The following is a 25,679-nucleotide window of genomic DNA, read 5'->3' as shown; positions in this document are numbered from 1 at the left end:
GGGCAGCAGATCATCGCCTCGTGCGCGTGGCGGTCACCTCGGGCGCGGAGTCACTTCCGGCGAACGTGGCTTCGGGGCGATTCGCAGCAAGAGGAAAACCTGTTGATATCTCTCCCCTCCTCCGCTTCACTCGCATCGTCGCGACGAGTTTTCGAAAGGGGGGATTTTGATGCCTGCGGGCACCGAAGCCGCCGTCGCACGCCCACGACATGGCGTGACGAAGGCACCGGTGACCTGTGCCCATCATCATCCCTGAGGAAGTCTCCTTGTCCCGCAACCCGTCCCGCGACCGCGCTCGCATCCGTTCCTTCCGCTGCGTCCACTGCGGCCTCGACGTCCCCGCCGACGCACCGGGCACGGCGCACCGCAACCACTGCCCGACCTGCCTGTGGAGCAGGCACCTGGACAACACCCCAGGCGACAGGGCGGCGGACTGCGGGGCGTCGATGGCCCCGATAGCCGTCCACGTCCGCCACCACGGCGAGTGGGCCCTCGTCCACCGCTGCACGGGCTGCGGAACACTCGACACCAACCGCATCGCGGGTGACGACAACCCGCTCGCCCTCATGCGGATCGCGGTGGCGCCCCTGGCCCGGCCGCCGTTCCCGCTCGACTGGTTCGCCCGGCTCTGAACTCGGCCGGCGCGGCATCGCGGCTGTCGGCCCGGCACGCAGCGGCGACAGAGAGCCTCTCCCCTCGTCCGCGAGGTGAGAGGCCTCCTCCGCCTCGAACGAGGGGTGGCCGGGGGCGTCGGGGAACGTGGCCGGAGCCGGGCACCGGCTCGGGGGTCACTGCATGGACGACGCCCGGCGATCACTCCTGTGCTGAGCGGGCGCCTCGGCCGGTGAGGTCAGGGCCTCCTCCTGGCCGAAGGTGATCACCATGTACCTGCCGTTGGCATAGCTGACCACAGGCCGCCCGAGCATCTCGCCCACCCGGCGGGCGACCGCCTGGAACAGCTCCACCATCTCCGGCGTGTCGGCGCTCACCCTGAACCGTCCGTTGGCGACGAGCTGCTGGGCGACGAGGGAGGCGAAGTTCGCCTCGCTCCGGACCCTCTCCTCCACGCTGAGAGGGGTGCGCCGGTACGCGGGCGGCGTGCCGAGAGGGTGGGTCATCGCTGATCTCCTTGTGATCTCCGGCTTCCCAGCATGCCATTCGCGCTCCACCCGGGAGCCACGACCGAGCAACCGAGACGAACCGGAGATCACGGCCCATGATCCCGACAAGCCCCGTTTTCCGCACGTGCCACGTCGTTGCAGGTCAGCAGCTATAGCTGATCCAGTGCAGCGGGTAATCACCCCAGGTCTATCGGGGTCGTGTGCGGAATACAGGACGAGCCGATGTGAGCCCGGCGAAGGTTTCCGGTCACGGCGGGCGAAGCCGGGTGAGCCGGGTGGCGGCCGGTCAGATGCCGCTGGGGGTCATGGGCTGCATGAGGCGGCGGGCGGCCTCGGTGACGGAGCCGGACAGGGAGGGGTAGACCGCGAAGGTGTGGGCGACCTGGTCGACGGTCAGGCGCTGCTGCACGGCCACCGAGACCGCCAGGATCAGCTCCGAGGCGCGGGGGGCGACCACCACGCCGCCGAGGACGATGCCGGTGTGCGGGCGGCAGAACAGCTTCACGAAGCCGTCGTTGAAACCCTGCATCTTGGCGCGGGCGTTGGTGGCCAGCGGCAGCTTGACGATGTTGGCCTCGATCTCGCCGGCCTCGATCGCCCGCTCGGCGACGCCCACCGCGGCGATCTCGGGGTCGGTGAAGATGGCGGAGGCCACGGTGGCCAGGCGGAGCGGCTGCACGGCCTCGCCGAGGGCGTGCCAGACGGCGATCCGGCCCTGCATGGCGGCGACCGAGGCGAGCATCAGGACCCCGGTGCAGTCTCCGGCCGCGTAGACGCCGGGGGCGGAGGTGCGGGAGACCTTGTCGACCTGGATGAAACCGCCCCGGTCGAGGGTGACCCCGGCCTCCTCAAGGCCGATCCCGGCGGTGTTGGGGACCATGCCGACGGTCATCAGGCAGTGGCTGCCCTCGGCGGTCCTGCCGTCCTCCAGCGTGACGACCACGCCGTCCGCGGTGCGCTTGACGGACTCCGCGCGGGAGCGGCCCATCACGTTCATGCCGCGGCGGCGGTAGACCTCTTCGAGGACCTCGGCGGCGTCGGCGTCCTCGTTGGGCATCATCCGGTCACGGGAGGAGACGAGCGTGACCTCCGAGCCCAGCGAGCGGTAGGCGCCCGCGAACTCGGCGCCGGTGACGCCGGAGCCGACCACGATGAGGTGCTCGGGCAGCTCCTCCAGGTCGTACAGCTGCCGCCAGGTGAGGATGCGCTCGCCGTCGGGCTCGGCGCCGGTCAGGATGCGCGGGGTGGCGCCGGTCGCCACGATGACGACGTCGGCGCGGATCGTCCGGTCTCCGGCCCTGATCACCTGCGGGTCGACCAGTCGTCCCGGCGCCTTGATCACCTCGACGCCCTCGGCGGCCAGTCGCGCGGCGATGTCGGCGGACTGCGCCTTGGCGAGCTCCTTGACGCGCCTGTTGACCAGCGGCATGTCGGCGATGACGCCGCCGACGTCGCCGTCGGGGCCGCCGGTGAAGTGCACCCCGAGCATGCTGGCGTCGAGAAGCGCCTGCTTGCGTACGGAGGTGGCGATCAGCGTCTTGGAGGGCACGCAGTCGGTGAGCACGCAGGCTCCGCCGGGGCCGTCCTGTTCGACGACGGTGACCTGGGCCCCCAATTGGGCGGCGACCAGCGCGGCCTCGTATCCACCGGGTCCGCCACCAATGATCACTATCCTCGTCACGTACCCCATTCTCCCGCATGGCGCGACCGGCCATCGCTCGGCATCCCTCTCAAAGCACGAAAGTCCCCCAAAACCGTCGTAATTCCACGAGACATCGGCGTGGCTTCGAGGCCGGGTGAGCGTCTCGCGGATCTTCGATTAGTGTTGGCCAACGTGCCTGTCTACGCCGCCTACGGCAGCAACATGGACCCGAAGCAGATGGCCCAGCGGGCCCCGCACTCCCCGATCAGGGGAACGGGCTGGCTCCAGGGCTGGCGTCTGACCTTCGGCGGGAACGATCTCGGCTGGGAGGGCGCCCTCGCCTCCATCGTCGAGGACGCCGCCGAGCAGGTCTTCGTGGTCCTCTATGACGTGCCCGAGTGGGACGAGAGCTCTCTCGACCAGTGGGAGGGTGCGGCGCGCGGCCTCTACCACAAGGTCAGACTCCGGGTGCAGACCATGGAGGGCGAGGTCGTGGCCTGGTTCTACGTGCTCGACGGCTACGAGGGCGGCCTGCCCTCGGCCCGCTACCTCGGCATCCTGGCCGAGGCGGCCGAGCGCGCCGGCGCCCCCGACGACTACGTCAAGGAACTGCGCGGCCGCCCCTGCACCTCCCTGGGAGGCTAGGCCCTGTCCTGTGGATCTTGCCGTGGCGAGGATCGGTCAGGTGGTGTCTCGCAAGGCGGAGGAGGGAGCCGCAGCGTGCTGCGGTGACCAACGACAACGCGGCGAGGCGCCGCCTGACCGTAGTGGGCAAAAGATCCGCAGGACAGGGCCTAGGCCCGGCGTTTCCACCCGACATCGGGCCTGTGACGATGTCGCATGCCCGGAGGCATCGCAGAACGGCTGTCCGCGACGCCTCCGCCGTCTCACCCGAGGCGGGCCGGGCCGGCGCCGGCTCTCCTCGCACGAAGCAGGAACACGGTCAGCACGGCCGCCCCGGACAGCGCCTGCGCGACCACCAGGGCGCCGAGGGCGGACGGTCCGGCGGCCGGCGCCAGTAGCGCGGGGGCGCAGCCGAGCGCGGCGATGTCCACGCCGGTCATCGCCCAGACGAGCGGGCCCATGGGTACGGAGCCCATCGGAGTGTCGATGACCGGCATCGAGTGATCGACGAAACCCCGCCGGGCCATCCGCAGGGCTCCGGCGGCCAGGGCGGGCGCGGACAGCGGGCCGAACAGCCACCACGGACCGGCGGGCAGGGCCCCCGTCGCGGCCAGTCCGGCCAGGGCGAGGGTGAGCCAGACGGCGCTCAGCAGCATCGGCAGCAGCGCCCGTGCGGTGAGCGCCGCACGGGCGCCCACCCCGAAGAGCCGCGCCAGACTCGGGTCCTCCCCGTCGCGGCGCGCGCCTGTGGTGCACGCCACCGCGGCGGTCAGCGCGCCGCCGGCCGTCAGGATCATCGCGACCGGGGAGAGACCGCCTGCGGCCTGGGCGGCCAGAGCGGGCAGCGCGGTCGCCGCGAGCAGGGCGGCCAGCCGGCCTGGGCGGCGCCCCAGCCTGCGCCAGTCCTGCCAGGCCAGGGCCGACGGGGCGGACAGGGGCCGCGGGAGCCGGGGCATCGGCCACGACAGGGCCCCCGACAGCGGCGCCGGCCACGGGCGGGAGCGCAGGGTGCGCCCGCGCCAGTGACCGTCCTCGGCGATCCAGGTCAGGGCTCCGAATTCCAGGACCACCGTCGCGGCGGCCACCCGGCCGGCGCGGGTGGACGCGGCCAGGACGGTACGCGCGTGGATGCGCCCGAGTGCCGCCCACGCCCGCCGTACCAGCAGGGCGGTCACGGTAGCGCAGAGCGCCACCGAGGCCGCGCCCAGCGAGACCGGCGCGTCGGCGACGGCGACCAGCAGATGCCGCCCCGGACCGCTGCCCAGCACCGCCGCGAGCACGGCCACGATCACGAGGACGACGAGCGCCCCCTGCAGCCAGGAGTCCCACTGCGGGGACGCCTGCGCCAGCACGGCCGCCGCCATCCCGCCGACCGCCGCCGAGACTCCCAGTAGCACCGCGGTGACCAGCCGCGGCGTCAACTGATCCGGCGCACCGAGTACGGCGAGCAGGGCCAGGCCCAGTCCCGCGCCGACCAGCAAGGAGATCGCCAGCAGGATCGCCGCGCTCCGTCCCAGCACGGCGCGGCGCGGGAGCGGGGAGAGCAGCAGCCAGGCGGCGTCGGCGGCCGGCAGCGCGACGGGGCCGAGCGTGCGGGCGAGCGCGAGGAGGCCCGCGTAGGCCAGTGCGATCAACGCCACCCCGGCCCCGAGCCTCGACGGATCCGCCTGACCGGCCATGGTCGCGACTGCGGAGGTGACGGGCCGGCCCAGCACCGCCACCGCCATCGCTAGCCCGAACAGGGCGATGTACCGGTCCGACCAGCTCATCGGTGCCCGGCCACCCGGCCGGATGAGGGCCCGCACGGCCTGGACCTCGTTCACGCGGCGACCTCCAGCGTGATCTGGCGTGCGCGGGTGACCTGGGCGAAGTCGAGGTCGTGGGTCGCCATCACCACGGCGCCACCGGCCGCCGCGTATTCGGTCAGCATGGTCGCCAGCCGCTTCCTGAACGTCGCGTCGAGTCCGCGCTCCGGCTCGTCCAGCAGGAGCAGCCGGCTCGGCCGGAGCAGGGCCATCGCCAGCGACAGCCGCTGTCGTTGGCCGGTGGAGAGCGTCGGCGGTGCCATGTCCCCTCGCCCCGCCAGGCCGAACACCTCCAGGGCCGTCCCGACCTCCAGACGGGACGAGCGGTGTACGGCGTGCATCAGTTCCAGATGTTCCCGCACGGTCAGCCCCGGGTACCACGCCGGTTCGTCGCCGACGAGGATGACGTCGCGCCAGAAGTCCGCATCATCCGCCGGCGGCCGATCAAGGACGCTGACCTCGCCGGACCTCGACGGCTGGAGACCCGCGAGACAGCGCAGCAACGTCGACTTGCCCACGCCGTTCACCCCGACCACGGCGACGATGTCACCTCGGTCGACCGTGAGGTCGACCCCCCGCAGGACCGGATTACCACTCAACTCCACTCGCACGTCACGGACCACGATGATCGATTCAGCCACCGTTTGACCCTAATACCCCCCCTGGCGGTATGGGGGTCTCCGGGGGCGAGGCGCCGACCCGGCAGACCGGATCCGCGACCCGCTACACGATGACGGCGTTCACCAACACCAGCGAGTCTTCACCGAGTCGCCCAGTGGCAACGGCGCCGACTACGGGCTGCACCTCGCGGTCAGCGCCGACTCGCTCAACTGGACACCGCTGAACCAGAACAACCCGGTGGTCACCCCGGCCCAGGGCACCGGGGGCTGCGCGGCCCGTTCATCCAGCGGAAGCAGGACGCCACCTTCCAGCTCCTGAACTGAGTCGGTGCCTGTCCATGGCCGTCCGGCGGACGGCCATGGACAGGCATGCAGGAAGCGGTACGGAGCGGACGGAACAGCACCGCTGACCGGTACGCTCGGTGAGTGAGCAACGATCCCTATGCACTCGCCACGGACGCCGCGGACGCGCTGAGCAGCGCCGTCGGCGTGGACTCCTTCGACGTCGCGCTGGTGATGGGTTCGGGCTGGGTCCCGGCCGCCGACGCGATCGGCGAGACGGTCGCCGAGATCCCGGTCACCGACCTGCCCGGCTTCGCGCCGCCCGCCGTGGCGGGCCACGCGGGCCGGATCCGCGCCGTGCGGACCGAGTCCGGCAAGAACGTGCTGATCTTCCTCGGCCGCACCCACCTCTACGAGGGCCGCGGGGTGGAGCCGGTCGTGCACGGGGTGCGGACCGCGATCAGGGCCGGGGTGGGCACGGTCGTGCTGACCAACGCCGCCGGGGGCCTGCGCCCCGAGACCCAGGAGGTCGGCGAGGCGGTGCTGATCAGTGACCACATCAACCTGACCGGGGCCAGCCCGATCACCGGCGCCACCTTCGTCGACCTCACCGACGTCTACACCCCGCGCCTGCGCGAGCTGGCCCGCGAGGCCGACCCCTCGCTGGCCGAGGGCGTCTACGTGGCCTTCCGCGGCCCGACGTACGAGACCCCGGCAGAGGTCCGGATGTGCCGCATCCTGGGCGGCGACATGGTGGGCATGTCCACAGTGCTCGAGGCCATCGCGGCCCGCGAGGGCGGCGCCGAGGTGCTCGGCATCTCCCTGGTCACGAACCCGGGCGCCGGTCTGGTGGGCGAGCCGCTCAACCACGAGGAGGTGCTGGAGGTCGGCCGCGCCACCGCCACGCGGATGGGCGGCCTGCTGGCCAGGGTCGTCGGCAAGCTGTAGATCCCACGGCCGGGACCGCACGACCGGGACTGCACGGTCTGGGACTGCACGGTCTGGGACTGCACGGTCTGAGGCCGCACCAGCCGAGACCACACAGTCCGGGAGCACACAGTCCGGGAGCACACCGGCCGGGACCACCCCCGGCCGTGGGAACCGGCCACACACGAGGATCGGTTCCCTTCGGGGAGACATCCGGCTTTCAGGAATCACCCTGCTTGCAAGGGTTCAACCGGTGACGGGCCCAGGCCCGAGAGGTGACAATGAGCAGCGATCTCGTGGGGCTCGCCCGTTCCTGGCTGGCCCAGGACCCCGACCCCGACACCCGCGCGGAGCTGACCGAGCTGCTGGAACGCGGCGACGGCGACGCGCTGCGCGAGCGGTTCGGCGCGAAACTGGAGTTCGGCACCGCCGGGCTCCGCGGCGAGCTGGGCGCCGGCCCCAACCGGATGAACCGGGTGACGGTCATGCGCGCCGCCGCCGGTCTGGCCCGCGTCCTCGGTCCCGGCAGGCACGTCGTGATCGGCTACGACGCCCGGCACAAGTCCGACGTCTTCGCCCGTGACACCGCGGCCGTGCTCACCGGGGCCGGGCTACGCGCCTCGGTCCTCCCCGCGCCGCTGCCCACGCCCGTGCTGGCCTTCGCGGTCCGCCACCTCGGCGCCGACGCGGGCGTGACGGTCACCGCGAGCCACAACCCACCCCGCGACAACGGTTACAAGGTCTACTGGGGCGACGGCTCCCAGATCGTGCCGCCGATCGACGCGGAGATCTCCACCGCCATCGACGCGGTCGGGCCGGTCTCCGAGCTGCCCCTCGGCTCCCCGGACGATCCCGCATGGACCACGCTGGACGACGGTGTGGTGGCCGCCTACCTGGAGGCGGTGACCGCGCTCCCGATCGGCGCCGCCCGCGAGCTGCGGGTGGCGTACACCCCGCTGCACGGCGTCGGCGGCGACACCCTGGCCAGGGCCTTCGCCGCCGCCGGGTTCGACGCGCCGGCCGTCGTCGAGGCCCAGGCCGCCCCCGACCCCGACTTCCCCACCGTCGCCTTCCCCAACCCGGAGGAGCCCGGCGCGATGGACCTCGCGCTAGAGCTGGCGGAGCGGGTCGGCGCCGACCTGGTGCTGGCCAACGACCCCGACGCCGACCGCTGCGCGGTGGGCGTGCCGCTGCCCGGCGGCGGCTACCGGATGCTGACCGGCGACGAGGTGGGCGCCCTGCTGGGCGAGCACGTGATCAGGCGGACCTCCGGCGAGGGCCGCCTGGTGGCGACCACCATCGTCTCCTCGTCCCTGCTCGGCAAGATCGCCGCCGGGTACGGGGTGCGCTACGCCGAGACCCTGACCGGCTTCAAATGGATCATGAAGGCCGGTCCCGGCCTGCTCTTCGGGTACGAGGAGGCGCTGGGGTACAGCGTCGGCTCCGACCTCGGGCTGCCCGTGCACGACAAGGACGGCATCGGCGCGGCGCTGACCGTCGCCGGGATCGCCGCCGAGGCCAAGCTGGAGGGCCGCGGCCTGCTCGACCTCCTGGACGACCTGGCGCGCCGGCACGGCCTGCACGCCACGTCCCAGCTGTCGTTCCGGGTGGCCGACCTGTCGCTGATCACCGGTGCCATGGCCCGGCTGCGGGCCACGCCGCCCGCCCGGCTCGGCGGCCGCGAGGTGGAGAGCGCCGAGGACCTCAGCGAGGGCGTGGGCGGGCTCCCGCCCACCGACGGCCTCCGCTACCACCTGTCCGGCGGCGCCCGGGTCGTCGTCCGGCCCTCGGGTACCGAACCCAAGCTCAAGTGCTACCTGGAGGTCGTGGTCCCGGTGACCGGCGAGGTCTCCAAGGCCCGCGGGCGGGCGGTACGGGATCTCGACGCCCTGAAGGCCGACCTCACCAAGGCCCTCGGCCTCTGACCACGCCTGTTCCACGGCCGGGGACGATCATGCTTCCCCGTGATCGTCCCCGGCCACACCGTCTCCCCGAGCCCGGTGCCATCGCGATCGGGGCGATCAGACCAGGAAGGCCGCGACCACCAGCAGAGCGGCGACGGCCACGGCGACCAGGGCACTCGGTGCCCAGTTCATCCTGAGCGCAGCTGTTCCGGAGGCGGTGCCGGTCCCGCTGGTGACCCCGGTCTCCGCCTCGGGCACGGTCGCGTCGCTCTCCGGGGTCCCGGCGACCGAGGCCGCCCGCCTGGCGGCCTTGGCGCGTTCGGTGATCTGCTCGGCCACCCAGTCGGCGTGCGTCTTGCCCGCCATCGCCTCGGCGGCGGCCTGCTCGGCCTTCGAACGGACCGGCTCGGTCCTGAAGCGGCCCCGCGCGAGCGCGGGCCTTCCCTTGCGCGCGGCCGCCGCCCGCTCACGGGCCGAGGTCTGCGGCGCCCAGCAGCGGACCCTCCGGCCGCCGGAGGTGATCGTGATCAAGTGCGAGACCTTGACCTCGTCCACTCCGCTCCAGGGCACGAAGGCGTTCCGCAGCGGGTTGCGGACCAGCACCCCCTCCTCGGACAGGACGATCATCGGGCGCAGGCAGGTGACGAAGACCAGCATGGTCAGCACCCCCAGCACCGCCGCGGCGACCATCGAGAGACGACCGTTGTAGCGGACGACCAGATCCACCGCGTTGCCCGCGGCGAACACCATCCAGAGCCAGCCAACGATCATCGCGAAGTTGGAGCGGAACACCTGCTTCATGGGAGAAAGCTCACTTCACTCGTACGAGCCCGGTCACGCCTGCCACTTGAGGCGCGCGAAACCGGGCTTGATGACGCCGTTGATGAGCGCCAGGCGCTCGTCGAACGGCAGGAACGCGGACTTCATGGCGTTGACCGTGAACCACAGCATGTCGTCCCAGTCGTAGCCGAACGCCTCCGACAGCTTGGCGAACTCCTCGGAGAGGCTCGTACCGCTCATCAACCGGTTGTCGGTGTTGACGGTCACCCGGAAGTTCAGCCGGCGCAGCAGCCCGATCGGGTGCTCGGCGATGGAGGCCGCCGCACCGGTCTGCAGGTTGGACGTCGGGCACATCTCCAGCGGGATGCGCTTGTCCCGGACGTAGGCCGCCAGGCGGCCCAGCTTGGGCTCCCCGTCGCCGGAGACGGAGATGTCGTCGATGATCCGGACGCCGTGACCGAGCCGGTCCGCGCCGCACCACTGGATCGCCTGCCAGATCGACGGCAGGCCGAAGGCCTCACCGGCGTGGATGGTGAAGTGGGCGTTCTCCCGCTGGAGGTATTCGAAGGCGTCGAGGTGACGGGTGGGAGGGTAGCCCGCCTCCGCGCCGGCGATGTCGAACCCGGCCACCCCGGCGTCGCGGTAGCGGACCGCCAGCTCGGCGATCTCCATCGACCTGGCCTGGTGGCGCATGGCGGTGAGCAGGGTGCCCACCCGGATGCCCCGCCCCTCGGAACCGGTCCTGAAGCCCTCCTGGACCGCCTCGATGACCTCTTCGAGGCTCAGGCCCCCGGAGGTGTGCTGCTCGGGCGCGTAACGCACCTCGGCGTAGACGATGCCGTCGTCGGCCAGGTCCTCGGCGCACTCGGCGGCGACCCTGACCAGCGACTCGCGCGTCTGCATGACGCCGACCGTGTGGTCGAAGGTCTCCAGGTAGCGCACCAGCGAGCCGGAGTCGGAGGCCTCCCTGAACCAGGCGCGCAGGCTGTCGGCGTCGGTCGCCGGCAGCCTGTCGTAGCCCGACTCGCGGGCCAGCTCGATGATGGTCCCCGGCCGGAGCCCCCCGTCGAGGTGATCGTGGAGCAACACCTTCGGAGCCAGGCGGATCTGCTCAAAAGTGGGTGGCTGACTCATCTACATCCTTCCAGCGGGGAGAGCTCGACTCTAGTCACGGGGACGGGGTTCGGACGACGTGTTCACGACCGGCCCGTCCCGGTGCCGCGGGCCTGGTCGATGCCGTACGGGACGGCTAGTCGTCGCGGTTGGCGGTCTCGGGAGAGAAGGCGGGCAGGCAGACCGCGACGTACTCGGCGCCGTCCGGCCCCGAGCGGTAGCGGATCTTCTCCCCCGGCTCGCAGGTGAACGCCTGCCCCGCGCCGACCTCGGTGCTGCCCCCGTCGTGCTCCACGATCACCGTGCCCTTGAGCACCAGGGTGTACTCGGCGAACTCCGGTGTCTGGGCGGGCTCCTCCCAGCCCGCCGGGGCGACCATCCGCGCGATCGAGATTCGGTCGTCGCCGCTGTTGACCCGGCCGACGTACTCGTCGATCGTCTTGCCGCCCGGAACGGGAATCCGCGTCGCGCTGTCGATTTTGCGTACCATCAGACCAGTCTGTCACTGGTCACGGGGTGCGCCGCTCAGTGCGCGACGTCGATCACCAGCCGGTTCGGGTTCTTCTGCTCCAGCACCCGGAACGGCGCCCTGCGGTCGAGGACGACGCCCACGCCCACCACTCCCTCGAAGTCACCCGTCTTGACCACGCTCTGCACGTTGCCGAGCTGTGCCTGGAAGATCGGCCCGCCCGTCCAGGTCGGTTCGCCCGCCTCGGTGTGCGCGATGGCCGGGCTCATCGTCAGCTGGAGGTAGGCCCCGCCCTTGACGTCGACCCGATCGCCTGAGCCGTCCTGAACGAGCTCGGGCACCCAGCGCACCGTGTAGCCGGGCACCTCTCCGTTCAGGTCGATCACCACCCGGTCGAACCCCTGGTGCCGGCCGAACCTGGCCCCGGTGACGGTCGGCGAGGCGACGGTGGTGCGCTCGACCTCGATCTCCTTGGTACTCGTCGGGGGACGCGGCCCGGCCGGCGTGGAGGTCGGAGTGACGGCCGGATCCGCGGGGGCCGTGGTCGCCGGGGCCCCCGCGGACGGGGGCGCGGTCTGCGTGGCCGAGCCGCAGCCGGCCAGCAGGAAGAGGGGAAGGAGCGTGAGGGGGACGAGGGTGCGGTTCATCGGATACCTCCGTGGAGACCCCGCCTTCAGGCGGGGGAGGAAACGGACCCTGCGGAGCAGGACAAGGGCAGGCGATTCGCCGCCAGGCGGACCGCCGTACCGAACACACACGATCCTCAGCTGATCGCGCGGTATGGTGCGAGGCGTGGCGCAGATCGTGAAGCGGGCCTACAAGTACCGCTTCCACCCGCCCCCCGGACAAGCCGAAGAGCTTGCCCGGACGTTCGGCTGTGTGCGCCTGGTCTACAACAAGGCCCTGGAGGAACGCACCCGCGCCTACACCCTCCAAGGGCGTCGCGTCTCCTACGTGGAGTCCTCCGCCCGGCTGACCGAGTGGAAGCGCGGCGGTGCCTACGACTTCCTGTTCGAGGTGTCGTCGGTGCCGTTGCAGCAGGCGCTGCGCCATCTGCAGGCGGCGTTCTCCAACTTCTTCGCCAAGCGTGCCAGGTACCCCACGTTCAAGTCCCGCAAGAAGTCGCGGGCGAGCGCGGAGTACACCCGGTCGGCGTTTCGCCGGCGTGAGGGCGCACTGACCCTGGCGAAGATGGACGCGCCGCTGGCCATCGTGTGGTCGCGTCCCCTTCCCGAGGGCGCGCAGCCGTCCACGGTCACCGCGAGCAGGGACGCGGCGGGCCGCTGCTTCGTGTCCCTGCTGGTCGAGGAGAAGATCAGCCCTCTGCCGCCGGCCGAGCAGAGCGTGGGGGTGGACGCGGGCATCACCGCACTGGCGACGCTGTCGACCGGGGAGAAGATCGTCAACCCGCGTCACGAACGAGCCGACCGCCGCAAGCTCGCCAAGGCCCAGCGGGCGCTGGCCCGTAAGGAGAAGGGGTCGAACAACCGGGCCAGGGCGAGGCTGAAGGTCGCCGGGGTGTACGCCCGGATCGCCGACCGCAGAAGGGATCACCTGCACCAGGTCACGACACGGCTTGTTCGCGAGAACCAAGTGATCGCCGTGGAAGACCTGACCGTCCGCAACCTGGTCAAGAACCGCTCGCTGGCCCGCGCCATCTCGGATGCCTCGTGGCGGGAGTTGCGCTCCATGCTGGAGTACAAGGCCCGGTGGTACGGGCGGACCGTTGTGGCGGTGGACCGCTGGTTTCCCAGCTCGAAGCTGTGCTCGGCGTGCGGCGCGATCCAGCGGTCCATGCCGTTGGGAGTGCGCGAGTGGGTGTGTGCCTGCGGTGCCGCCCATGACCGGGATGTCAACGCCGCGAAGAACATCCTCGCCGCCGGGCTGGCGGAGAGGTAAAACGCCTGTGGAGCCGGTGTAAGACCTCAAGGGAGATTCCTCCTGGCGGGCGACTGGCGGTGAAGCAGGAACCCTCACGGGTGACCGTGGGAATCCCCCTCGTTTACGAGGGGGAGGATGTCAAGATGAGCCTCCTGCCCCGTTAGATGCCCAGGTCTCCGAAGAGGTGCACCCTCTGCCGCCCAGCTGCGCCCTGACAAGATCCTGACAGCTTGTCGAAGGGCGAGTCAAGCATCCGGATAGCGGCCGTAACAGCGGCGACGCACGGCACCCGGGCCCCACTCGGCTCGGTGTCACCAAGCCTCCGAGGCCGGGCCAACACACCCTGCCCATCACCCGCCGCACGTAGCTCGAAAACCATACGAACAGCGCGTTCCCGCAGTTCAGGGGCATACTTCCTCGGTGGTGCCATAACTCCTCACCCTTCCAGGCATCGGAGCCTCCAACCAACTCGTGGCCACCTGCTCTTCCGCTGATCTCGCCCGCGGACCTCCCGGCTCGCCACGGCCATCTCAGGCCCTCCACCCGCGAGGCACCGTCGCACCGGCCACGATCACCCGGTCCGGCCTCGCCTCGACGTGGCCCCGGACGGACCGCTCTTCTCAGGTCAGGCGGTGATGCGGTCGATCACCAGGGGGAGCAGGCCCGGATCGGCGCTCTCCCCGACGGTGTAGGCGCCCTCCAGCGCGGCGAGCGCCCGCTCGAAGCGGAAGGTCTCGTCCGCGTGCAGCGTCATCAGCGGCTGCCCCTCGCGGACGAGGTCCCCCGGCTTGGCGTGCAGCGTGATGCCCGCGCCGAACGACACCGGGTCCTCCTTGCGCTCCCGGCCCGCGCCGAGCCGCCAGGCCGCCAGGCCCACGCCGTACGCGTCGAGCCTGGACAGCACGCCGGACGAGGGCGCGGTGATCTCCATGGTCTCGGCGGCCGTGGGCAGCGGGGCGTCCGGGTCGCCACCCTGGGCGGAGATCATCCGGCGCCAGACGTCCATCGCCGAGCCGTCCGCGAGGGCCCGCTCCGGGTCCTTGCCACCGGACAGGCCCGCCGCCTGAAGCATCTCCCGCGCCAGCCGTACGGTCAGCTCGACCACGTCGGCGGGGCCGCCGCCGGCGAGCACCTCGACCGACTCGGTGACCTCCAGCGCGTTGCCCACGGCCAGGCCCAGCGGCCGGTCCATGGCGGTCAGCAGCGCGACCGTGTTGACTCCGGCGTCGGTGCCCAGCGCGACCATGGTCTCGGCCAGCTCACGGGCCCGCTCCGGGGTCTTCATGAAGGCCCCTGAGCCGACCTTGACGTCCAGCACCAGCGCGCCGGTGCCCTCGGCGATCTTCTTCGACATGATCGAGGAGGCGATCAGCGGGATCGACTCGACCGTGCCGGTGACGTCGCGGAGCGCGTACAGCTTCTTGTCGGCCGGGGCGAGCCCGTCGCCCGCCGCGCAGATGACCGCGCCGGCCTTGCCGAGTACGTCGAGCATCCCGTCGTTGGACAGGGACGCCTGCCAGCCGGGGATGGACTCCAGCTTGTCCAGGGTGCCACCGGTGTGGCCGAGCCCCCGGCCGGACAGCTGTGGCACGTGGCCCCCGCACGCGGCGACCAGCGGAGCCAGCGGCAGCGTGATCTTGTCACCGACGCCGCCGGTGGAGTGCTTGTCCGTGGTGGGCCCCGGCAGCGCCGACCAGTCCATCCGCGCCCCGGAACGGATCATGGCCTGGGTCCACTCGGCGATCTCCCGCCGGTTCATGCCGTTGAGCAGGATCGCCATCGCGAGCGCGGACATCTGCTCGTCGGCGACGACGCCCTTGGTGTAGGCGTCGATCACCCAGTCGATCTGCTCGGCCGACAGCTCACCGCCGTCCCGCTTGGTGACGATGACGTTGATCGCGTCCATGCTCAGGCCCCCCGGCTCAGGTCGTCGGGCCCGAAGGCGTACGGCAGGATCTCCGACATCGGCTTCGGGCCGTCGATGGTCTCCAGCAGCAACTCGGGGCCGCCGAACTCGTACAGTAGCTGGCGGCACCTGCCGCACGGCATGAGCAGCTCCTCGTGCCCGTCGACGCAGGTGAACGCGACCAGGCGGCCACCACCCGTGGCCTGGAGCGCGGAGACCAGCCCGCACTCGGCGCACAGTCCGATGCCGTAGGAGGCGTTCTCGACGTTGCAGCCGGACACGATCCGCCCGTCGTCCACCAGGGCGGCGGCGCCGACCGGGAACTTCGAGTAGGGGGCGTAGGCATGCCCCATGGCCCGCACGGCCTCGGCCTTGAGAGCCGCCCAATCGATTTCCACCATCAGTGCTGTTCCCCCCGGCGGTAGCGCACGCCGTCCGCCTGGGGCATGCGCAGGCTCTGTGAAGCCGCGGAAAGCACCAGCAGGGTCAGCACGTGCGGTGTGATGAAGACGAACTCGTTGGGCAGCTTGTCGACGGTCATCCAGAGCCAGATCAGCACCACGGCGGCGAGCACGGCCGCCACCGCGGCCGTGTACTGCCTGACACCGGGCTCTCCCGCGGCCAGGCGCCTGCGGACCTCGCGGCCGGTGTAGATCAGCAGCAGCAGGGCGCCGAAGAGCAGCAGGCCGGTGACCGCCTGGGAACTGCGGAGCTGGAGGCCGTCGGCGTAGCCGAACAGGGAGGCTCCGACGGCGAGGCCGCCGGGCCGCCAGTTACCGAAGATCATCGCTGCCAGCCCGATGAACCCCCGGCCCGCGGTCTGCCCCTCGACGTACTTGGTGGTCACGAAGACCAGGAACACACCACCGAGGCCGGCCAGCGCGCCGGAGATGACCGTCGCGACGTACTTGGTCAGGTAGACGTTGACGCCCAGCGACTCCGCCGCCCACGGGTTCTCGCCGCAGGAGCGCAGCCGGAGCCCGAAGGAGGTGCGCCACAGCACGAAGAACGTCAGCGGGATCAGCGCCACCGCCAGGATGACCAGGACGTTCACGTCGTGCGTGAGGCCGCGCAGGATCCCGGCGATGTCGGAGAGCAGGAACCAGTGCGTGTTCTCCAGTTTCCCGAGCAGGTCGGGACCGTCGGAGAAGAGCGGCAGGCTGACGCTCGGGGCCTCCGAGGAGAGCGTGGGCGAGGAGGTGATGCCCGCGCCCTTCTCGCCCGCGACCGTGCCCTGCGCGTACAGCACCTCGGACAGGAAGCGGGTGACGCCGGGGCCGAGGAGGTTGATCGCCACACCGCTGATGATGTGGTCGACGCCGAACGACACGGTCGCGATCGCGTGGATCAGACCGCCGATCGCGCCGCCGGCCAGGCCGGCGAGCAGCGCCGCGGCGGCCCCCCACTGGTAACCGGCCCATCCGGCGAACCAGGTGCCGAGCACCATCATGCCTTCGAGACCGATGTTGACGATGCCCGCCCGCTCGGCCCACAGCCCGCCGAGACCGGCCAGCCCGATGGGGACGGCGAGCAGCAGGGCCGCCGAGAAGGTGCCCGAGGACGTGAGCTCGGGCGCGCCCGCGACGACCCGCGCCAGGGAGAGCAGCAGGATGAGCGCCGCCACCCCGACGAGCGCCAGGTGGTAGCGGCGTACGCGACGGGCTTCCGAGGATGCCACGGACGTGGTCATGCGGCCACCTCTGCTCGCTGAGTGGTACCGAGTTGACGGGCGGCCCGCCGTTCCTCCTGGCGTATCGACATCCGGCTGGTGACCTCGTTGGCGATCACGACCATCAGCACGATCGAGCCCTGGATGATGGCGACGACGGAGGGCGGGATGTCGGCGAACTGCAGGGGCGCGGCCGCGCGGTCAAGGAAGCCGAAGAGCAGCGCGGCCACCGCGATGCCGACGGGCTTGTTCCTACCCAGCAGTGCGACCGCGATGCCGAGGAAGCCGAGGCCGGCGGTGAAGTTCGAGCCGTAGGCGTGGGTACGGCCGAGGATCTCCGGCAGGCCGATCAGGCCGGCGATCGCGCCGGAGAGGACCATCGCGGAGATCACCATGCGCTTGGCATCGACGCCGGAGGCGAGAGCGGCCGAGGGGTTCAGGCCGCTGGCCTTGACCTCGAAGCCGAACCGGGTGCGTTCGAGGACCAGCCAGATGACCACGCCGAGCAGGATCGCCACCATGAGGAAACCCCACAGGCCGCCGCGCGGAGCGGGCAGGCCGAACATCTCGAACAGGACGTTCAGGTCGGGGAACCACGCCGATTCCGGCAGCTCGGGGGTGGACGTCGTCAGCTTCCCCTCCGTGCGTTCCCCCGCGAACGGGCCCCGGACCAGGAAGGCGGCGAGGTTGATCGCGATGTAGTTGAGCATGATGGTGGAGATCACCTCGTTCACCCCCCGCGTCACCTTGAGCACCGCGGGGATGAACGCGTAGAGCCCGCCCACCAGCATCGCGACCACAATGATCAGGGTGATCTGGATCGGTCCGGGGAGCACGAACTGGGATCCCACGAAGGCGGCGACGATCGCCGCGATCCGATACTGCCCCTCGACACCGATGTTGAAAAGGTTCATCCGGAAGCCGATGGCGACCGCGAGGCCCGCGATGAACAGCGGGACGGCGCGGTTGACGATGAAGGTGATGGCGTTGACCACCTGCGGCTGGGTGTCGCCGAAGTCGAACATCGCCCCCAGCGCGGTGACCGGGCTGGCTCCGGCGGCCAGGATCGCGATGCTCGAAATTCCCATGGCGAGCAGCACGGCCACCACCGCACCCGCCACGGTCAGCAGCGTGCGTTGCAGCCTCGCGGGCATCATGCCTTCTCCTCCGCGATGGCACCGGTCATGTATCCGCCGAGTTGTTCGGGGGTGACCTGGCCTGGGTCGAGACGGGCCACCATGCGCCCGCCGTAGATGACGTGGAGGGTGTCCGACAGGCCGATCAGCTCGTCGAGGTCGGCGGAGATCAGCAGCACCGCGAGGCCGCCCGCGCGGGCGGCGCGCAGGTGGTCCCAGATGGCGGCCTGGGCGCCGACGTCCACTCCCCGGGTCGGATGGGCGGCGATGAGGAACTTCGGGTCGCCGCTCATCTCACGTCCGACGATCAACTTCTGCTGGTTGCCGCCGGAGAGCGCCAGGGCGAGGGTGTCGATGCCCGGGGTACGGACGTCGTACTCGCGCACGATGCGCTCGGTGTCCTTGCGCGACGCCGCGCGGTTCACCCAGATCCCCTTGCGGGCGGGCTTCCTGGTCTGGTGGCCGAGCACCCGGTTCTCCCACAGGGACGCCTCAAGCAGCAGCCCCTGGCGGTGCCGGTCCTCCGGGATGTAGCCGATTCCCGACTCGCGGCGGCGGAGCGTGGACCAGGCGGTGATGTCCTCCTCATCGAGGGTGATCCGCCCGCCGTCGAGCGTCCGCAGGCCCATGATGGCCTCGATCAGCTCGGACTGGCCGTTGCCCTCGACCCCGGCGATGCCCAGAACCTCACCGGCGTGGACCGTGAAGCTGACATCGGAGAGGAGCGGTTTGGCACCCGTTCCCTGGAGTGTCGCGTCGCGCACGTCGAGGACGACGCGGTCGGTGACCGTGGAGTCCCTGGTCTCCGGGGTGGGCAGCTCGCTGCCGACCATCAGCTCGGCGAGCTGCCTGGCCGTCGTGGAACCGGGATCGACGCTGGCGACGGTGGTGCCGCGCCGGATCACCGTGATGGCGTCGGCGATGCTCAGCACCTCGTCGAGTTTGTGCGAGATGAAGATGACCGTGAGGCCGTCGGCCTTGAGCTCGCGCAGGTTGGTGAAGAGCTCCTCGACCTCCTGGGGGACGAGGACCGCCGTCGGCTCGTCGAGGATGAGCACGCGCGCGCCCCGGTAAAGGACCTTGAGGATCTCCACCCGCTGCCGGTCACCGACGCCGAGTTCCTCGACCATCCGGTCGGGGTCGACCCGCAGGCCGTGATCTCCCGAGAGCTGGAGGATGCGCTTGCGCGCGCCCTTCATATCCAGGACGCCGCCCTTGGCGGGCTCGGCGCCGAGGATGATGTTCTCCAGCACCGTCAGGTTGTCGGCGAGCATGAAGTGCTGGTGCACCATTCCGATCCCGGCCGCGATCGCGTCGCCGGGGGTGCGGAAGGTGACCTCCTCGCCGTTGACGTAGATCTTGCCCTCGTCGGGCCGCTGCATGCCGTACAGGATCTTCATCAGCGTGGACTTGCCCGCGCCGTTCTCGCCCACGATGGCATGCACGGAACCGGCCTCGATGACGATCCGGATGTCATGGTTGGCGACGACACCGGGAAAGCGCTTGGTGATGCCCTCCAGCTTTACCGCGGGGGGCGCCGCGGCCGGGGTGTCCGAGCTCGTCGACAATGCGTTCTCCTGAGGAGCCAACGGGCTCACGGATCGTGATCGAGACAGGGAGAAGCCCGGGGGTGACCCCGGGCTCTCGGAAGTCGTTCCCCGTCCCCCTTTTCCAGGGGTACGGGGAACAGGCTTACGGCTTCGAGGGAACGGTGATCGAACCGTCGACGATCTTCTTCTTGGCCTCGTCGACCTTGGCGGTGACGTCGTCGATGAAGCCGCCGGAGGTGGACAGGCCGACGCCGTCGACCTTCAGGTCGTAGATGGCGTTGGTGCCGCCCTTGGCGCCACCCTGGAACGCCTTGATGAACTCGAACACGCCGACGTCGACCCGCTTGAGCATCGAGGTCATGATGACCTTCTTGAGGTCGGCCTCCTTGACCGTCTCGTACTGGTCGGAGTCGACGCCGATGGCCTGCTTGCCCGCGGCGGCGGCAGCCTGGAAGACACCCAGGCCGGAGTCACCGGAGGCGTGGTAGACGATGTCCGCGCCGTCCTGGTACATCTTCTCCGCGGCGATCTTGCCCTTGTCCGGGGCCTTGAAGCCGCTGAAGTCGCCGTCCGGGGTCAGGTACTTGATGTCAACCTTGATGTCCGACTTGACCGACTTGGCACCAGCCTCGAACCCGGCCTGGAACTTCTTGATCAGGTCGTTCTCGACGCCGCCGACGAACCCGAGGTGGCTCGACTTGCTCTTCTCGGCAGCCGCCACGCCCGCGAGGTAGGAACCCTGCTCCTCGGCGAAGAGCAGACCGGTCACGTTCGGGCCGTTGGAGGCCGAGTCGACCACCGCGAACTGGATGTCGGGGAACTCGGCGGCGGCCTTCTGGATGTCCTCGCCGTAGGCGAAGCCGACACCGACGATCGGGTTGTAGCCCGCCTCGGCCAGCTGGCGGAGCAGCTCACCGCGGTTCGAGCCGTCGGCCGCCGGGCTGAGGTCCTTGATCTCGGCGCCGAGTTCCTTCTGCGCGCGCTCCAGACCGGCGTAGGCGGAGTCGTTGAAGGACTTGTCCCCACGACCGCCGACGTCGTAGGCCAGACCGACCTTCAGTCCAGACGCCTGGGGCGCCTCGCTGCTCGCCCCGGAGCTGGCCGCCGGGCTCGCCGCCGTATCCGTACCGCCGCCACAGGCGGCCGCTGCCATGAGCATGGCACCCGCCGCGGTGACCATCGTCATCTTGCCGAACTGACTGCGGAGCAAGGTGACTCCTCCGTCCCTCTTCGCCGTACCGAATTTGTGCACGCGCGAAGGAACGCACGGCAACCCTGGACGGAATGTAGTTGGTCGGATAGAGCACTCCAAACCATCACTCAAGTCCGCAACCTGCCTGTTACCGACCTCAAGCGAGACTGTGACCAGAGCGGACCTCATTCTCGGTGCCTTTTCGAGGATTCAGGGCTCCGGACGTCGGCCCATCGGCCTCTGCCGTCCGGGGATCCCCTTTCCGGGAACGACGGGCGCTGTGACCAATCTCTCCCGTTCCTGCTCCCGGCCTCGCAGAACACACAGCGGGCCCGGAGGGGGACACAACCCCGCCGGACCCGCGCGGTCAACGCGTCAGTTGTCGGCCTTCAGCGCCTTCAGCGCCATCAGGGCCTCGCCCGCGACGGGGCGCTGCCCCTCCCAGAGCGCGGTCAGCGCGGTCGCCGCGAGGAACCGCACCCCGGTGCCGATGGCGCTCTCGTCCACGTCGAAGGTGCCCTGGTGGATGTCCGCCAGGTGCGCCGTCCCCGGCTCGCGGGTGCCGAGCCTGGCGAACGCGCCGGGGATGGACTCCAGGTACCAGCCGAAGTCCTCACCTCCCAGGCTCTGCTCCGTCGGCCCGGAGGCGCCCTCGCCGAGCACGCCCTCCGCGGCCTCGGCCAGCATCTGCACGCTGATCTTGTCGTTGACCACCGGCGGCACGCCGCGGATGTAGTCCATCTCGGCCTCGACGCCGTACGCGCCCGCGACCGACTCCAGCAGCGACTTGATCATGTCGGGGGCCGCGTGCCAGGCCGCCTCGTCCAGGCAGCGCACGGTGCCCTCGGCGACGCCGTCGTCCGGGATGGCGTTGGCCACCGACCCCGCCTCCACCCGGCCCCAGACCAGGCTGAGCGAGGAGCGGGGGTCGACCCGGCGCGAGAGCGCGGCGGGCAGCTCGGTGAGGATCTTGGCGAGTGCGAAGACGAGGTCGGCGGTGAGGTGCGGCCTGGCGGTGTGCCCGCCGGGACCGCTCACCCGGATCGTCACCTTGTCGCAGGCCGAGGTGATGGGGCCGGATTTGAGGCCGACCCTGCCGACGTCCAGCCGGGGGTCGCAGTGCAGACCGAAGATGCGGTCGACACCGCTGATGCCGCCGGAGGCCATGACCTCAAGCGCACCGCCGGGAAGCTCCTCGGCGGGCTGGAAGATCAGCCGGACCCTGCCGGGCAGCAGGCCGGCCTCGGCCTGCTGGGCGAGGAAGAGCGAGGTGCCGAGCAGGACCGCGGTGTGCACGTCGTGGCCGCAGGCGTGGCACACGCCGGGGACCGTCGAGCTGTAGGGGACGTCCTTCTCGTCCGGCACCGGCAGCGCGTCGATGTCGGCCCGCAGTGCCACGGTGGGGCCGTCACCGCTGCCGACGTCGCAGAGCAGGCCGGTGCCGCGCGGCAGCACCGAGGGGACCAGCCCCGCGGCGGTCAGGCGCTCGGCGATGCGCTGCGTCGTGCGGTATTCGGCGAACGCGAGCTCGGGATGCATGTGCAGGTCTCGACGGAAATTGATCAGTTCCTGCTCGCGACCGGCGAGGAACGTGTCGAGTTCTCCCCGCAAATTACGCCCCCGCATTGCTCACCGTCCTATTCCGCGCCGGCGGTCCTTCATCCTCGACGCACCGTGCCACTGCCCAGGATCTCGAAACCCATGAGGCAGTCCCGAAAAAAGCGATCGCCACACCAACGGGCCGGAGTGGGTCTCACGGGCCGTGTCAGCGCGGGCTGGTTGACGTCGACGCGGGAGCTGCGAGCCTGTGGTCTGGGGCAGCCGTCGCATCGGCGATGACAACGACTTTATCTCGCCTCGCGAGCAACTCGCCGACATCCACGCCAAATGTTTTGCCGCCCCATACCTCACTCGTACACCTTCTCCCCCGAGAGAACCAGAACGGATGACTCATATTGACTACGGGGCGGTAGTCGTGTGGGGTGACGGCCCGGCCGGAGGGTGACACTTCCGGGCCACTTCCAAACATCGCCGACCTGGCAATTTACCTGACCTCCGGTGCCGGTCATCGAACCCGGCGGAGTGATGTAAATGGGATGAATGCATGTTTCACTCCTCACATGATCGCTAACATCCCATTCGGGGAGAGGCAGTCGCGTTTGAGCATATTTGAACCGGACGAGGGCACGCTGGTGGTCCTTCCCTCGTTGTCGCTTCCCCAGGATGAACTGCGCAGGATCACCGGAGCCCTCTGCTACGAGGAACGACTGCTCTTCCTGCTCCTCACCCTGAGAGAGCCGAAGGTCGAGGTCGTCTACCTCACCTCGATGCCGGTGAACGACGCGGTCGTGGACTACTACCTGAGCTTCCTCGACGATCCGGACGAAGCCCGTACCCGCCTGCAAATGATCAGTTTGGATGATCCCGACACGCACCCGCTCAGCGAGGCGCTGCTGCGCCGCCCGGACGTGATCGAGCGTGTCCGCGCCGCGCTCGGGGACCGTCGAAAGACCCGCGAGGACGGCGGAGGCGCCTGGATGGTGCCGTTCGTGGTGAGCGAGTACGAGGAACGCCTCGCCGAGCTGCTCTCCCTGCCGGTGTACGGCCCGGCCACCTCCCTGGCCCACCTGGGGTCCAAGAGCGGTGGACGCGCGATCGGCGACGAGGCCGGGGTGCCGACGCTCAGGGGCTTCGGCGACCTGCGTTCGCTGACCGAGGTGGAGCACGCCGCCCGCGCGATGAGCCCCACGACCAGGCTGATGGTCAAGCTCAACAACAGCTACTCGGGGCTCGGGAACGCCATCGTGACCAAGGACGACCGGCCGCTCGTCTCCTGCCCCACGAGCTTCTCCGCCTCCGACGAGAACTGGACGACGTTCGCCGAGAAGATCGCCGAGCGGGGGGCGGTGATCGAGGAGTTCATCGAGGACCGGCCGCTGTGCTCCCCCAGCGCGCTGGCGAGGATCACCCCCGGCGGCGTCTACGACGTGGTCGCCACCCACGAGCAGGTCCTCGGCGGTCCCAACGGGGATGTCTACCAGGGCTGCAGCTTCCCCGCCCGGCGGGAGTACCGCGCCGAGCTGGGCGCGTACACCGAGCGGATCGCCAGGGTCCTGGCGGGCCGCGGCGTGGTGGGGCTGTTCGGCGTCGACTTCTTCGCCGTCAAGACCGACGGCGGCTACCGGACGTTGCTGTGCGAGATCAACCTGCGCATCGGCGGCACCACCCACCCGCTCGGCGCCGCGATCCTGACCACCGGCGCGTCGTACGATCCCGGTACCGGCACGCTGGTGCGCGACGGGCGGCCGAAGTACTACGTGGCGACGGACAACTGCGCCTCCCCCACGCTGAAGGGCCGCACCCCCGGGGAGGTCGTCAAGCTGGTTCACGATGCGGGTCTCGGCTTCGACCGCGAGAGCCGCACCGGGAACGTGCTGCACCTGCTGGGCGCGGTCACCGAGTTCGGCAAGCTGGGGTTCACCAGCATCGGCGACTCCGCCGAGGAGGCCGCCGAGCTACACCGAAGAACCCTGCTTACGCTGCGACCAACCGCGTAGGCCGATCACGCCGAGCACGATCGCGAGCACGATGTTGACGGCGATCAGGATTCCGTGGACCACGTAGAAGGCCGTCGGATGGCCGTCCGCGAGGTTGAAGCCAAGAGTGATCCATTCGAAGATCATGAAAGCGGCAAGGCCGATCAGAAAAGCGGCGATCTTTCGTGATATTTGCATGATGTCAGTATCCCGCCGAGTGGCCCGCACCTGGTCAGGGCACCTCTAACTCTATGCGAACCGGCACGAAGCTACCCTGAGATCATCATGGGGATCAAACATCTCGCGCCCGTCGGGGTGCTGCTCGCGGCGACCACCTTTCTCGGCGCGCCCGCTCAGGCCAGGACCGCGGGCGTGTCCGCGGCCGGTTCGCCGACCCTACGGGCGGCCACCGGCTCGCCGGCCGGTCCGCCGAGTACGGATCTCCTGAACCACCTCGCGGGCGCCGGTTCGCTGGGCCCGCACGCACGGGGCGAGAGGGAGCCGGTCGGCGGCTCCCGGCTCGCCGAGCGGGGCCTCATCGTCCCCTCGGGCGTGAAGGCCCCGCCGAAGACCGCCGCGAAGGCGTACGTGATCGCCGACGCCGAGACCGGCGCGGTGCTGGCGGCCAAGGACGCCCACGGGCGCTACCTGCCCGCGAGCACGCTGAAGGCGCTGACCGCGCTCACCCTGATCCCGAAGCTGGACAAGAACCGGAGGATCAGGCCGAGCAGCCGCGCCGTGAACGAGGAGGGCAGCGCGGTCGGCCTGGTCACCAAGCCCCTCTACACCGTCGACGACCTGTTCAAGGCGCTGATGCTGGTCTCGGGCAACGACTGCGCGATGGCGCTGGCCGAGGCCAACGGCGGCCTGGCCGCGACCCTGGCGGACATGAACGCCGAGGCCAAGCGCCTGCAGGCTTTCGACACGGTGGCCAAGACCCCGAGCGGGCTGGACAAGCCCGGCCAGAGCAGCTCGGCGTACGACCTGGCACTGATCGCCCGCGCCGGCCTGGCCAACGCCGACTTTCGGCGATATATCAGCACAAAAACCGACAAGTTCCCGGCGCCCAAGGGTTACTACGAGATCGGCAACCACAACAAGCTGCTCTGGCGCTACAAGGGCATGATCGGCGTCAAGAACGGCTGGACCTCCAAGGCCCTGGGCAGCTTCGTCGGCGCGGCCAAGCGCAACGGTCACACGATCATCGTGTCGATCATGCGCCACGACGGCTACTTCTGGGAGGAGGTCGCCGACCTGCTCGACTGGGGCTTCGCCAACCGCGGCAAGGTCACCCCGGTCGGACAGCTGGTCGACCCGATCCCCGAACCCACCCCGCTGCCCGCTCCCCCGACCGCCTCGGCGCCCCCCGCCGCCCCCACCCACGGTTCCACCCAGAACCCCGCCGCGTCCGCCAGGCCCGCCGACGAGGGCATCCCGATCGGCTACTACGTCCTCGGCGCGGGCCTGCTCGGCGGCCTGCTCTGGCTGGCGTACGGCCTGCGCAGGCGCTTCCGCTGAGGCG

22 protein-coding genes and 1 pseudogene are annotated in these 25,679 nt (G+C 70.4%); 7 read left to right on the top strand and 16 right to left on the bottom strand.

What is annotated here, in order from left to right; translation table 11 throughout:
- The first annotated feature begins 266 nt into the window (after window positions 1-266).
- On the top strand, window positions 267-632 hold the full coding sequence (locus ACQP0P_RS08195) for an RNHCP domain-containing protein (RefSeq protein ID WP_433373044.1): 366 nt from the start codon (window positions 267-269) through the stop codon (window positions 630-632).
- Window positions 633-788: 156 nt separating this feature from the next.
- Here the strand turns inward: ACQP0P_RS08195 and ACQP0P_RS08190 are convergent, their stop codons facing one another.
- Window positions 789-1,118, bottom strand: coding sequence for a hypothetical protein (locus tag ACQP0P_RS08190; protein WP_433373042.1), 330 nt, complete (start codon window positions 1,116-1,118; stop codon window positions 789-791).
- A 289-nt stretch (window positions 1,119-1,407) separates the two neighbouring features.
- Window positions 1,408-2,802: an NAD(P)H-quinone dehydrogenase gene (locus tag ACQP0P_RS08185; protein ID WP_433373039.1), complete on the bottom strand. Its 1,395-nt coding sequence runs from the start codon at window positions 2,800-2,802 to the stop codon at window positions 1,408-1,410.
- Window positions 2,803-2,955: 153 nt separating this feature from the next.
- Here ACQP0P_RS08185 and ACQP0P_RS08180 point away from each other — a divergent pair, with 153 nt between their 5' ends.
- Window positions 2,956-3,408: a gamma-glutamylcyclotransferase gene (locus ACQP0P_RS08180; RefSeq protein WP_433373036.1), complete on the top strand. Its 453-nt coding sequence runs from the start codon at window positions 2,956-2,958 to the stop codon at window positions 3,406-3,408.
- A 242-nt stretch (window positions 3,409-3,650) separates the two neighbouring features.
- Here the strand turns inward: ACQP0P_RS08180 and ACQP0P_RS08175 are convergent, their stop codons facing one another.
- Window positions 3,651-5,210: a DUF6297 family protein gene (locus tag ACQP0P_RS08175; RefSeq protein ID WP_433373033.1), complete on the bottom strand. Its 1,560-nt coding sequence runs from the start codon at window positions 5,208-5,210 to the stop codon at window positions 3,651-3,653.
- Window positions 5,207-5,833: a heme ABC exporter ATP-binding protein CcmA gene (gene ccmA / locus ACQP0P_RS08170; RefSeq protein WP_433373030.1), complete on the bottom strand. Its 627-nt coding sequence runs from the start codon at window positions 5,831-5,833 to the stop codon at window positions 5,207-5,209. The genes ACQP0P_RS08175 and ccmA overlap by 4 nt, the downstream gene beginning before the upstream one ends.
- A 405-nt stretch (window positions 5,834-6,238) precedes the next feature.
- Here ccmA and ACQP0P_RS08165 point away from each other — a divergent pair, with 405 nt between their 5' ends.
- Together ACQP0P_RS08165 and ACQP0P_RS08160 are read left to right on the top strand one after the other, a co-directional pair.
- A complete protein-coding gene (locus ACQP0P_RS08165; RefSeq protein ID WP_433373027.1) occupies window positions 6,239-7,042 on the top strand; it encodes a purine-nucleoside phosphorylase in 804 nt (267 codons plus the stop codon).
- Between the two features lie 260 nt (window positions 7,043-7,302).
- Window positions 7,303-8,946: a phospho-sugar mutase gene (locus ACQP0P_RS08160; RefSeq protein WP_433373024.1), complete on the top strand. Its 1,644-nt coding sequence runs from the start codon at window positions 7,303-7,305 to the stop codon at window positions 8,944-8,946.
- Window positions 8,947-9,042: 96 nt separating this feature from the next.
- On the opposite strand, the gene ACQP0P_RS08155 is transcribed toward ACQP0P_RS08160, so the two are convergent.
- The 4 genes from ACQP0P_RS08155 to ACQP0P_RS08140 all read right to left on the bottom strand — a co-directional run bounded on the left by ACQP0P_RS08155 (window position 9,043) and on the right by ACQP0P_RS08140 (window position 11,934).
- Window positions 9,043-9,726: a hypothetical protein gene (locus tag ACQP0P_RS08155; RefSeq protein ID WP_433373022.1), complete on the bottom strand. Its 684-nt coding sequence runs from the start codon at window positions 9,724-9,726 to the stop codon at window positions 9,043-9,045.
- A 33-nt stretch (window positions 9,727-9,759) separates the two neighbouring features.
- On the bottom strand, window positions 9,760-10,839 hold the full coding sequence (locus ACQP0P_RS08150) for an adenosine deaminase (RefSeq protein WP_433373020.1): 1,080 nt from the start codon (window positions 10,837-10,839) through the stop codon (window positions 9,760-9,762).
- Window positions 10,840-10,954: 115 nt separating this feature from the next.
- Window positions 10,955-11,308, bottom strand: a complete 354-nt coding sequence (locus ACQP0P_RS08145; RefSeq protein ID WP_433373017.1) for a cupin domain-containing protein — start codon at window positions 11,306-11,308, stop codon at window positions 10,955-10,957.
- A 35-nt stretch (window positions 11,309-11,343) separates the two neighbouring features.
- Window positions 11,344-11,934 carry an AMIN-like domain-containing (lipo)protein gene (locus ACQP0P_RS08140; protein WP_433373014.1) on the bottom strand — a complete coding sequence of 197 codons (591 nt, stop codon included), beginning with the start codon at window positions 11,932-11,934 and terminating at the stop codon, window positions 11,344-11,346.
- Window positions 11,935-12,067: 133 nt separating this feature from the next.
- On the opposite strand from ACQP0P_RS08140, the pseudogene ACQP0P_RS08135 reads away from it, so the two are divergent.
- A pseudogene (locus ACQP0P_RS08135) lies at window positions 12,068-13,332 on the top strand (RNA-guided endonuclease InsQ/TnpB family protein).
- 461 nt (window positions 13,333-13,793) lie between these two features.
- Here ACQP0P_RS08135 and ACQP0P_RS08130 read toward each other — a convergent pair.
- The 7 genes from ACQP0P_RS08130 to ACQP0P_RS08100 form a co-directional block, all read right to left on the bottom strand.
- Complete coding sequence (locus tag ACQP0P_RS08130) at window positions 13,794-15,074, bottom strand: thymidine phosphorylase (RefSeq protein ID WP_433373012.1); 1,281 nt, start codon at window positions 15,072-15,074, stop codon at window positions 13,794-13,796.
- A gap of 2 nt (window positions 15,075-15,076) precedes the next feature.
- The gene (locus ACQP0P_RS08125; RefSeq protein WP_433373009.1) at window positions 15,077-15,475 is read right to left on the bottom strand and encodes a cytidine deaminase; all 399 of its coding nucleotides are present in this window, start codon (window positions 15,473-15,475) and stop codon (window positions 15,077-15,079) included.
- A complete protein-coding gene (locus ACQP0P_RS08120) occupies window positions 15,475-16,764 on the bottom strand; it encodes an ABC transporter permease (protein ID WP_433373006.1) in 1,290 nt (429 codons plus the stop codon). Before ACQP0P_RS08120 ends, ACQP0P_RS08125 begins: the two co-directional genes overlap by 1 nt.
- A complete protein-coding gene (locus ACQP0P_RS08115) occupies window positions 16,761-17,900 on the bottom strand; it encodes an ABC transporter permease (RefSeq protein WP_433373004.1) in 1,140 nt (379 codons plus the stop codon). The genes ACQP0P_RS08120 and ACQP0P_RS08115 overlap by 4 nt, the downstream gene beginning before the upstream one ends.
- Window positions 17,897-19,447 (bottom strand): ABC transporter ATP-binding protein, encoded by a 1,551-nt coding sequence (locus tag ACQP0P_RS08110; protein WP_433373001.1) that lies wholly within the window; start codon window positions 19,445-19,447, stop codon window positions 17,897-17,899. Before ACQP0P_RS08110 ends, ACQP0P_RS08115 begins: the two co-directional genes overlap by 4 nt.
- Before the next feature lie 124 nt (window positions 19,448-19,571).
- Window positions 19,572-20,639 (bottom strand): BMP family lipoprotein, encoded by a 1,068-nt coding sequence (locus ACQP0P_RS08105; RefSeq protein WP_433372998.1) that lies wholly within the window; start codon window positions 20,637-20,639, stop codon window positions 19,572-19,574.
- Window positions 20,640-20,996: 357 nt separating this feature from the next.
- A complete protein-coding gene (locus tag ACQP0P_RS08100; RefSeq protein ID WP_433372995.1) occupies window positions 20,997-22,247 on the bottom strand; it encodes a M20 family metallopeptidase in 1,251 nt (416 codons plus the stop codon).
- Between the two features lie 533 nt (window positions 22,248-22,780).
- Here ACQP0P_RS08100 and ACQP0P_RS08095 point away from each other — a divergent pair.
- A complete protein-coding gene (locus tag ACQP0P_RS08095) occupies window positions 22,781-24,178 on the top strand; it encodes a peptide ligase PGM1-related protein (RefSeq protein WP_433372992.1) in 1,398 nt (465 codons plus the stop codon).
- Here the strand turns inward: ACQP0P_RS08095 and ACQP0P_RS08090 are convergent.
- Complete coding sequence (locus tag ACQP0P_RS08090) at window positions 24,137-24,355, bottom strand: SCO4848 family membrane protein (protein ID WP_433372989.1); 219 nt, start codon at window positions 24,353-24,355, stop codon at window positions 24,137-24,139. The genes ACQP0P_RS08095 and ACQP0P_RS08090 overlap by 42 nt on opposite strands.
- Before the next feature lie 87 nt (window positions 24,356-24,442).
- Between ACQP0P_RS08090 and ACQP0P_RS08085 the strand changes: the two genes are divergently transcribed.
- Window positions 24,443-25,675, top strand: a complete 1,233-nt coding sequence (locus tag ACQP0P_RS08085; RefSeq protein ID WP_433372987.1) for a D-alanyl-D-alanine carboxypeptidase family protein — start codon at window positions 24,443-24,445, stop codon at window positions 25,673-25,675.
- The last annotated feature ends 4 nt before the right edge of the window (window positions 25,676-25,679 follow it).

The organism is Streptosporangium sp. CA-115845, from assembly GCF_050943795.1.
GTDB lineage: Bacteria > Actinomycetota > Actinomycetes > Streptosporangiales > Streptosporangiaceae > Streptosporangium.
This window is presented reverse-complemented; position numbering and strand designations above follow the sequence as displayed.

Excerpts from the sequence above, each read along its gene's own strand:
- ACQP0P_RS08190 (WP_433373042.1), bottom strand. The coding sequence starts at position 1,118 with ATGACCCACCCTCTCGGCACGCCGCCCGCGTACCGGCGCACCCCTCTC.
- ACQP0P_RS08160 (WP_433373024.1), top strand. The coding sequence starts at position 7,303 with ATGAGCAGCGATCTCGTGGGGCTCGCCCGTTCCTGGCTGGCCCAGGAC.
- ACQP0P_RS08155 (WP_433373022.1), bottom strand. The coding sequence starts at position 9,726 with ATGAAGCAGGTGTTCCGCTCCAACTTCGCGATGATCGTTGGCTGGCTC.
- ACQP0P_RS08150 (WP_433373020.1), bottom strand. The coding sequence starts at position 10,839 with ATGAGTCAGCCACCCACTTTTGAGCAGATCCGCCTGGCTCCGAAGGTG.
- ACQP0P_RS08145 (WP_433373017.1), bottom strand. The coding sequence starts at position 11,308 with ATGGTACGCAAAATCGACAGCGCGACGCGGATTCCCGTTCCGGGCGGC.
- ACQP0P_RS08140 (WP_433373014.1), bottom strand. The coding sequence starts at position 11,934 with ATGAACCGCACCCTCGTCCCCCTCACGCTCCTTCCCCTCTTCCTGCTG.
- ACQP0P_RS08130 (WP_433373012.1), bottom strand. The coding sequence starts at position 15,074 with ATGGACGCGATCAACGTCATCGTCACCAAGCGGGACGGCGGTGAGCTG.
- ACQP0P_RS08125 (WP_433373009.1), bottom strand. The coding sequence starts at position 15,475 with ATGGTGGAAATCGATTGGGCGGCTCTCAAGGCCGAGGCCGTGCGGGCC.
- ACQP0P_RS08120 (WP_433373006.1), bottom strand. The coding sequence starts at position 16,764 with ATGACCACGTCCGTGGCATCCTCGGAAGCCCGTCGCGTACGCCGCTAC.
- ACQP0P_RS08115 (WP_433373004.1), bottom strand. The coding sequence starts at position 17,900 with ATGATGCCCGCGAGGCTGCAACGCACGCTGCTGACCGTGGCGGGTGCG.
- ACQP0P_RS08100 (WP_433372995.1), bottom strand. The coding sequence starts at position 22,247 with ATGCGGGGGCGTAATTTGCGGGGAGAACTCGACACGTTCCTCGCCGGT.
- ACQP0P_RS08090 (WP_433372989.1), bottom strand. The coding sequence starts at position 24,355 with ATGCAAATATCACGAAAGATCGCCGCTTTTCTGATCGGCCTTGCCGCT.
- ACQP0P_RS08085 (WP_433372987.1), top strand. The coding sequence starts at position 24,443 with ATGGGGATCAAACATCTCGCGCCCGTCGGGGTGCTGCTCGCGGCGACC.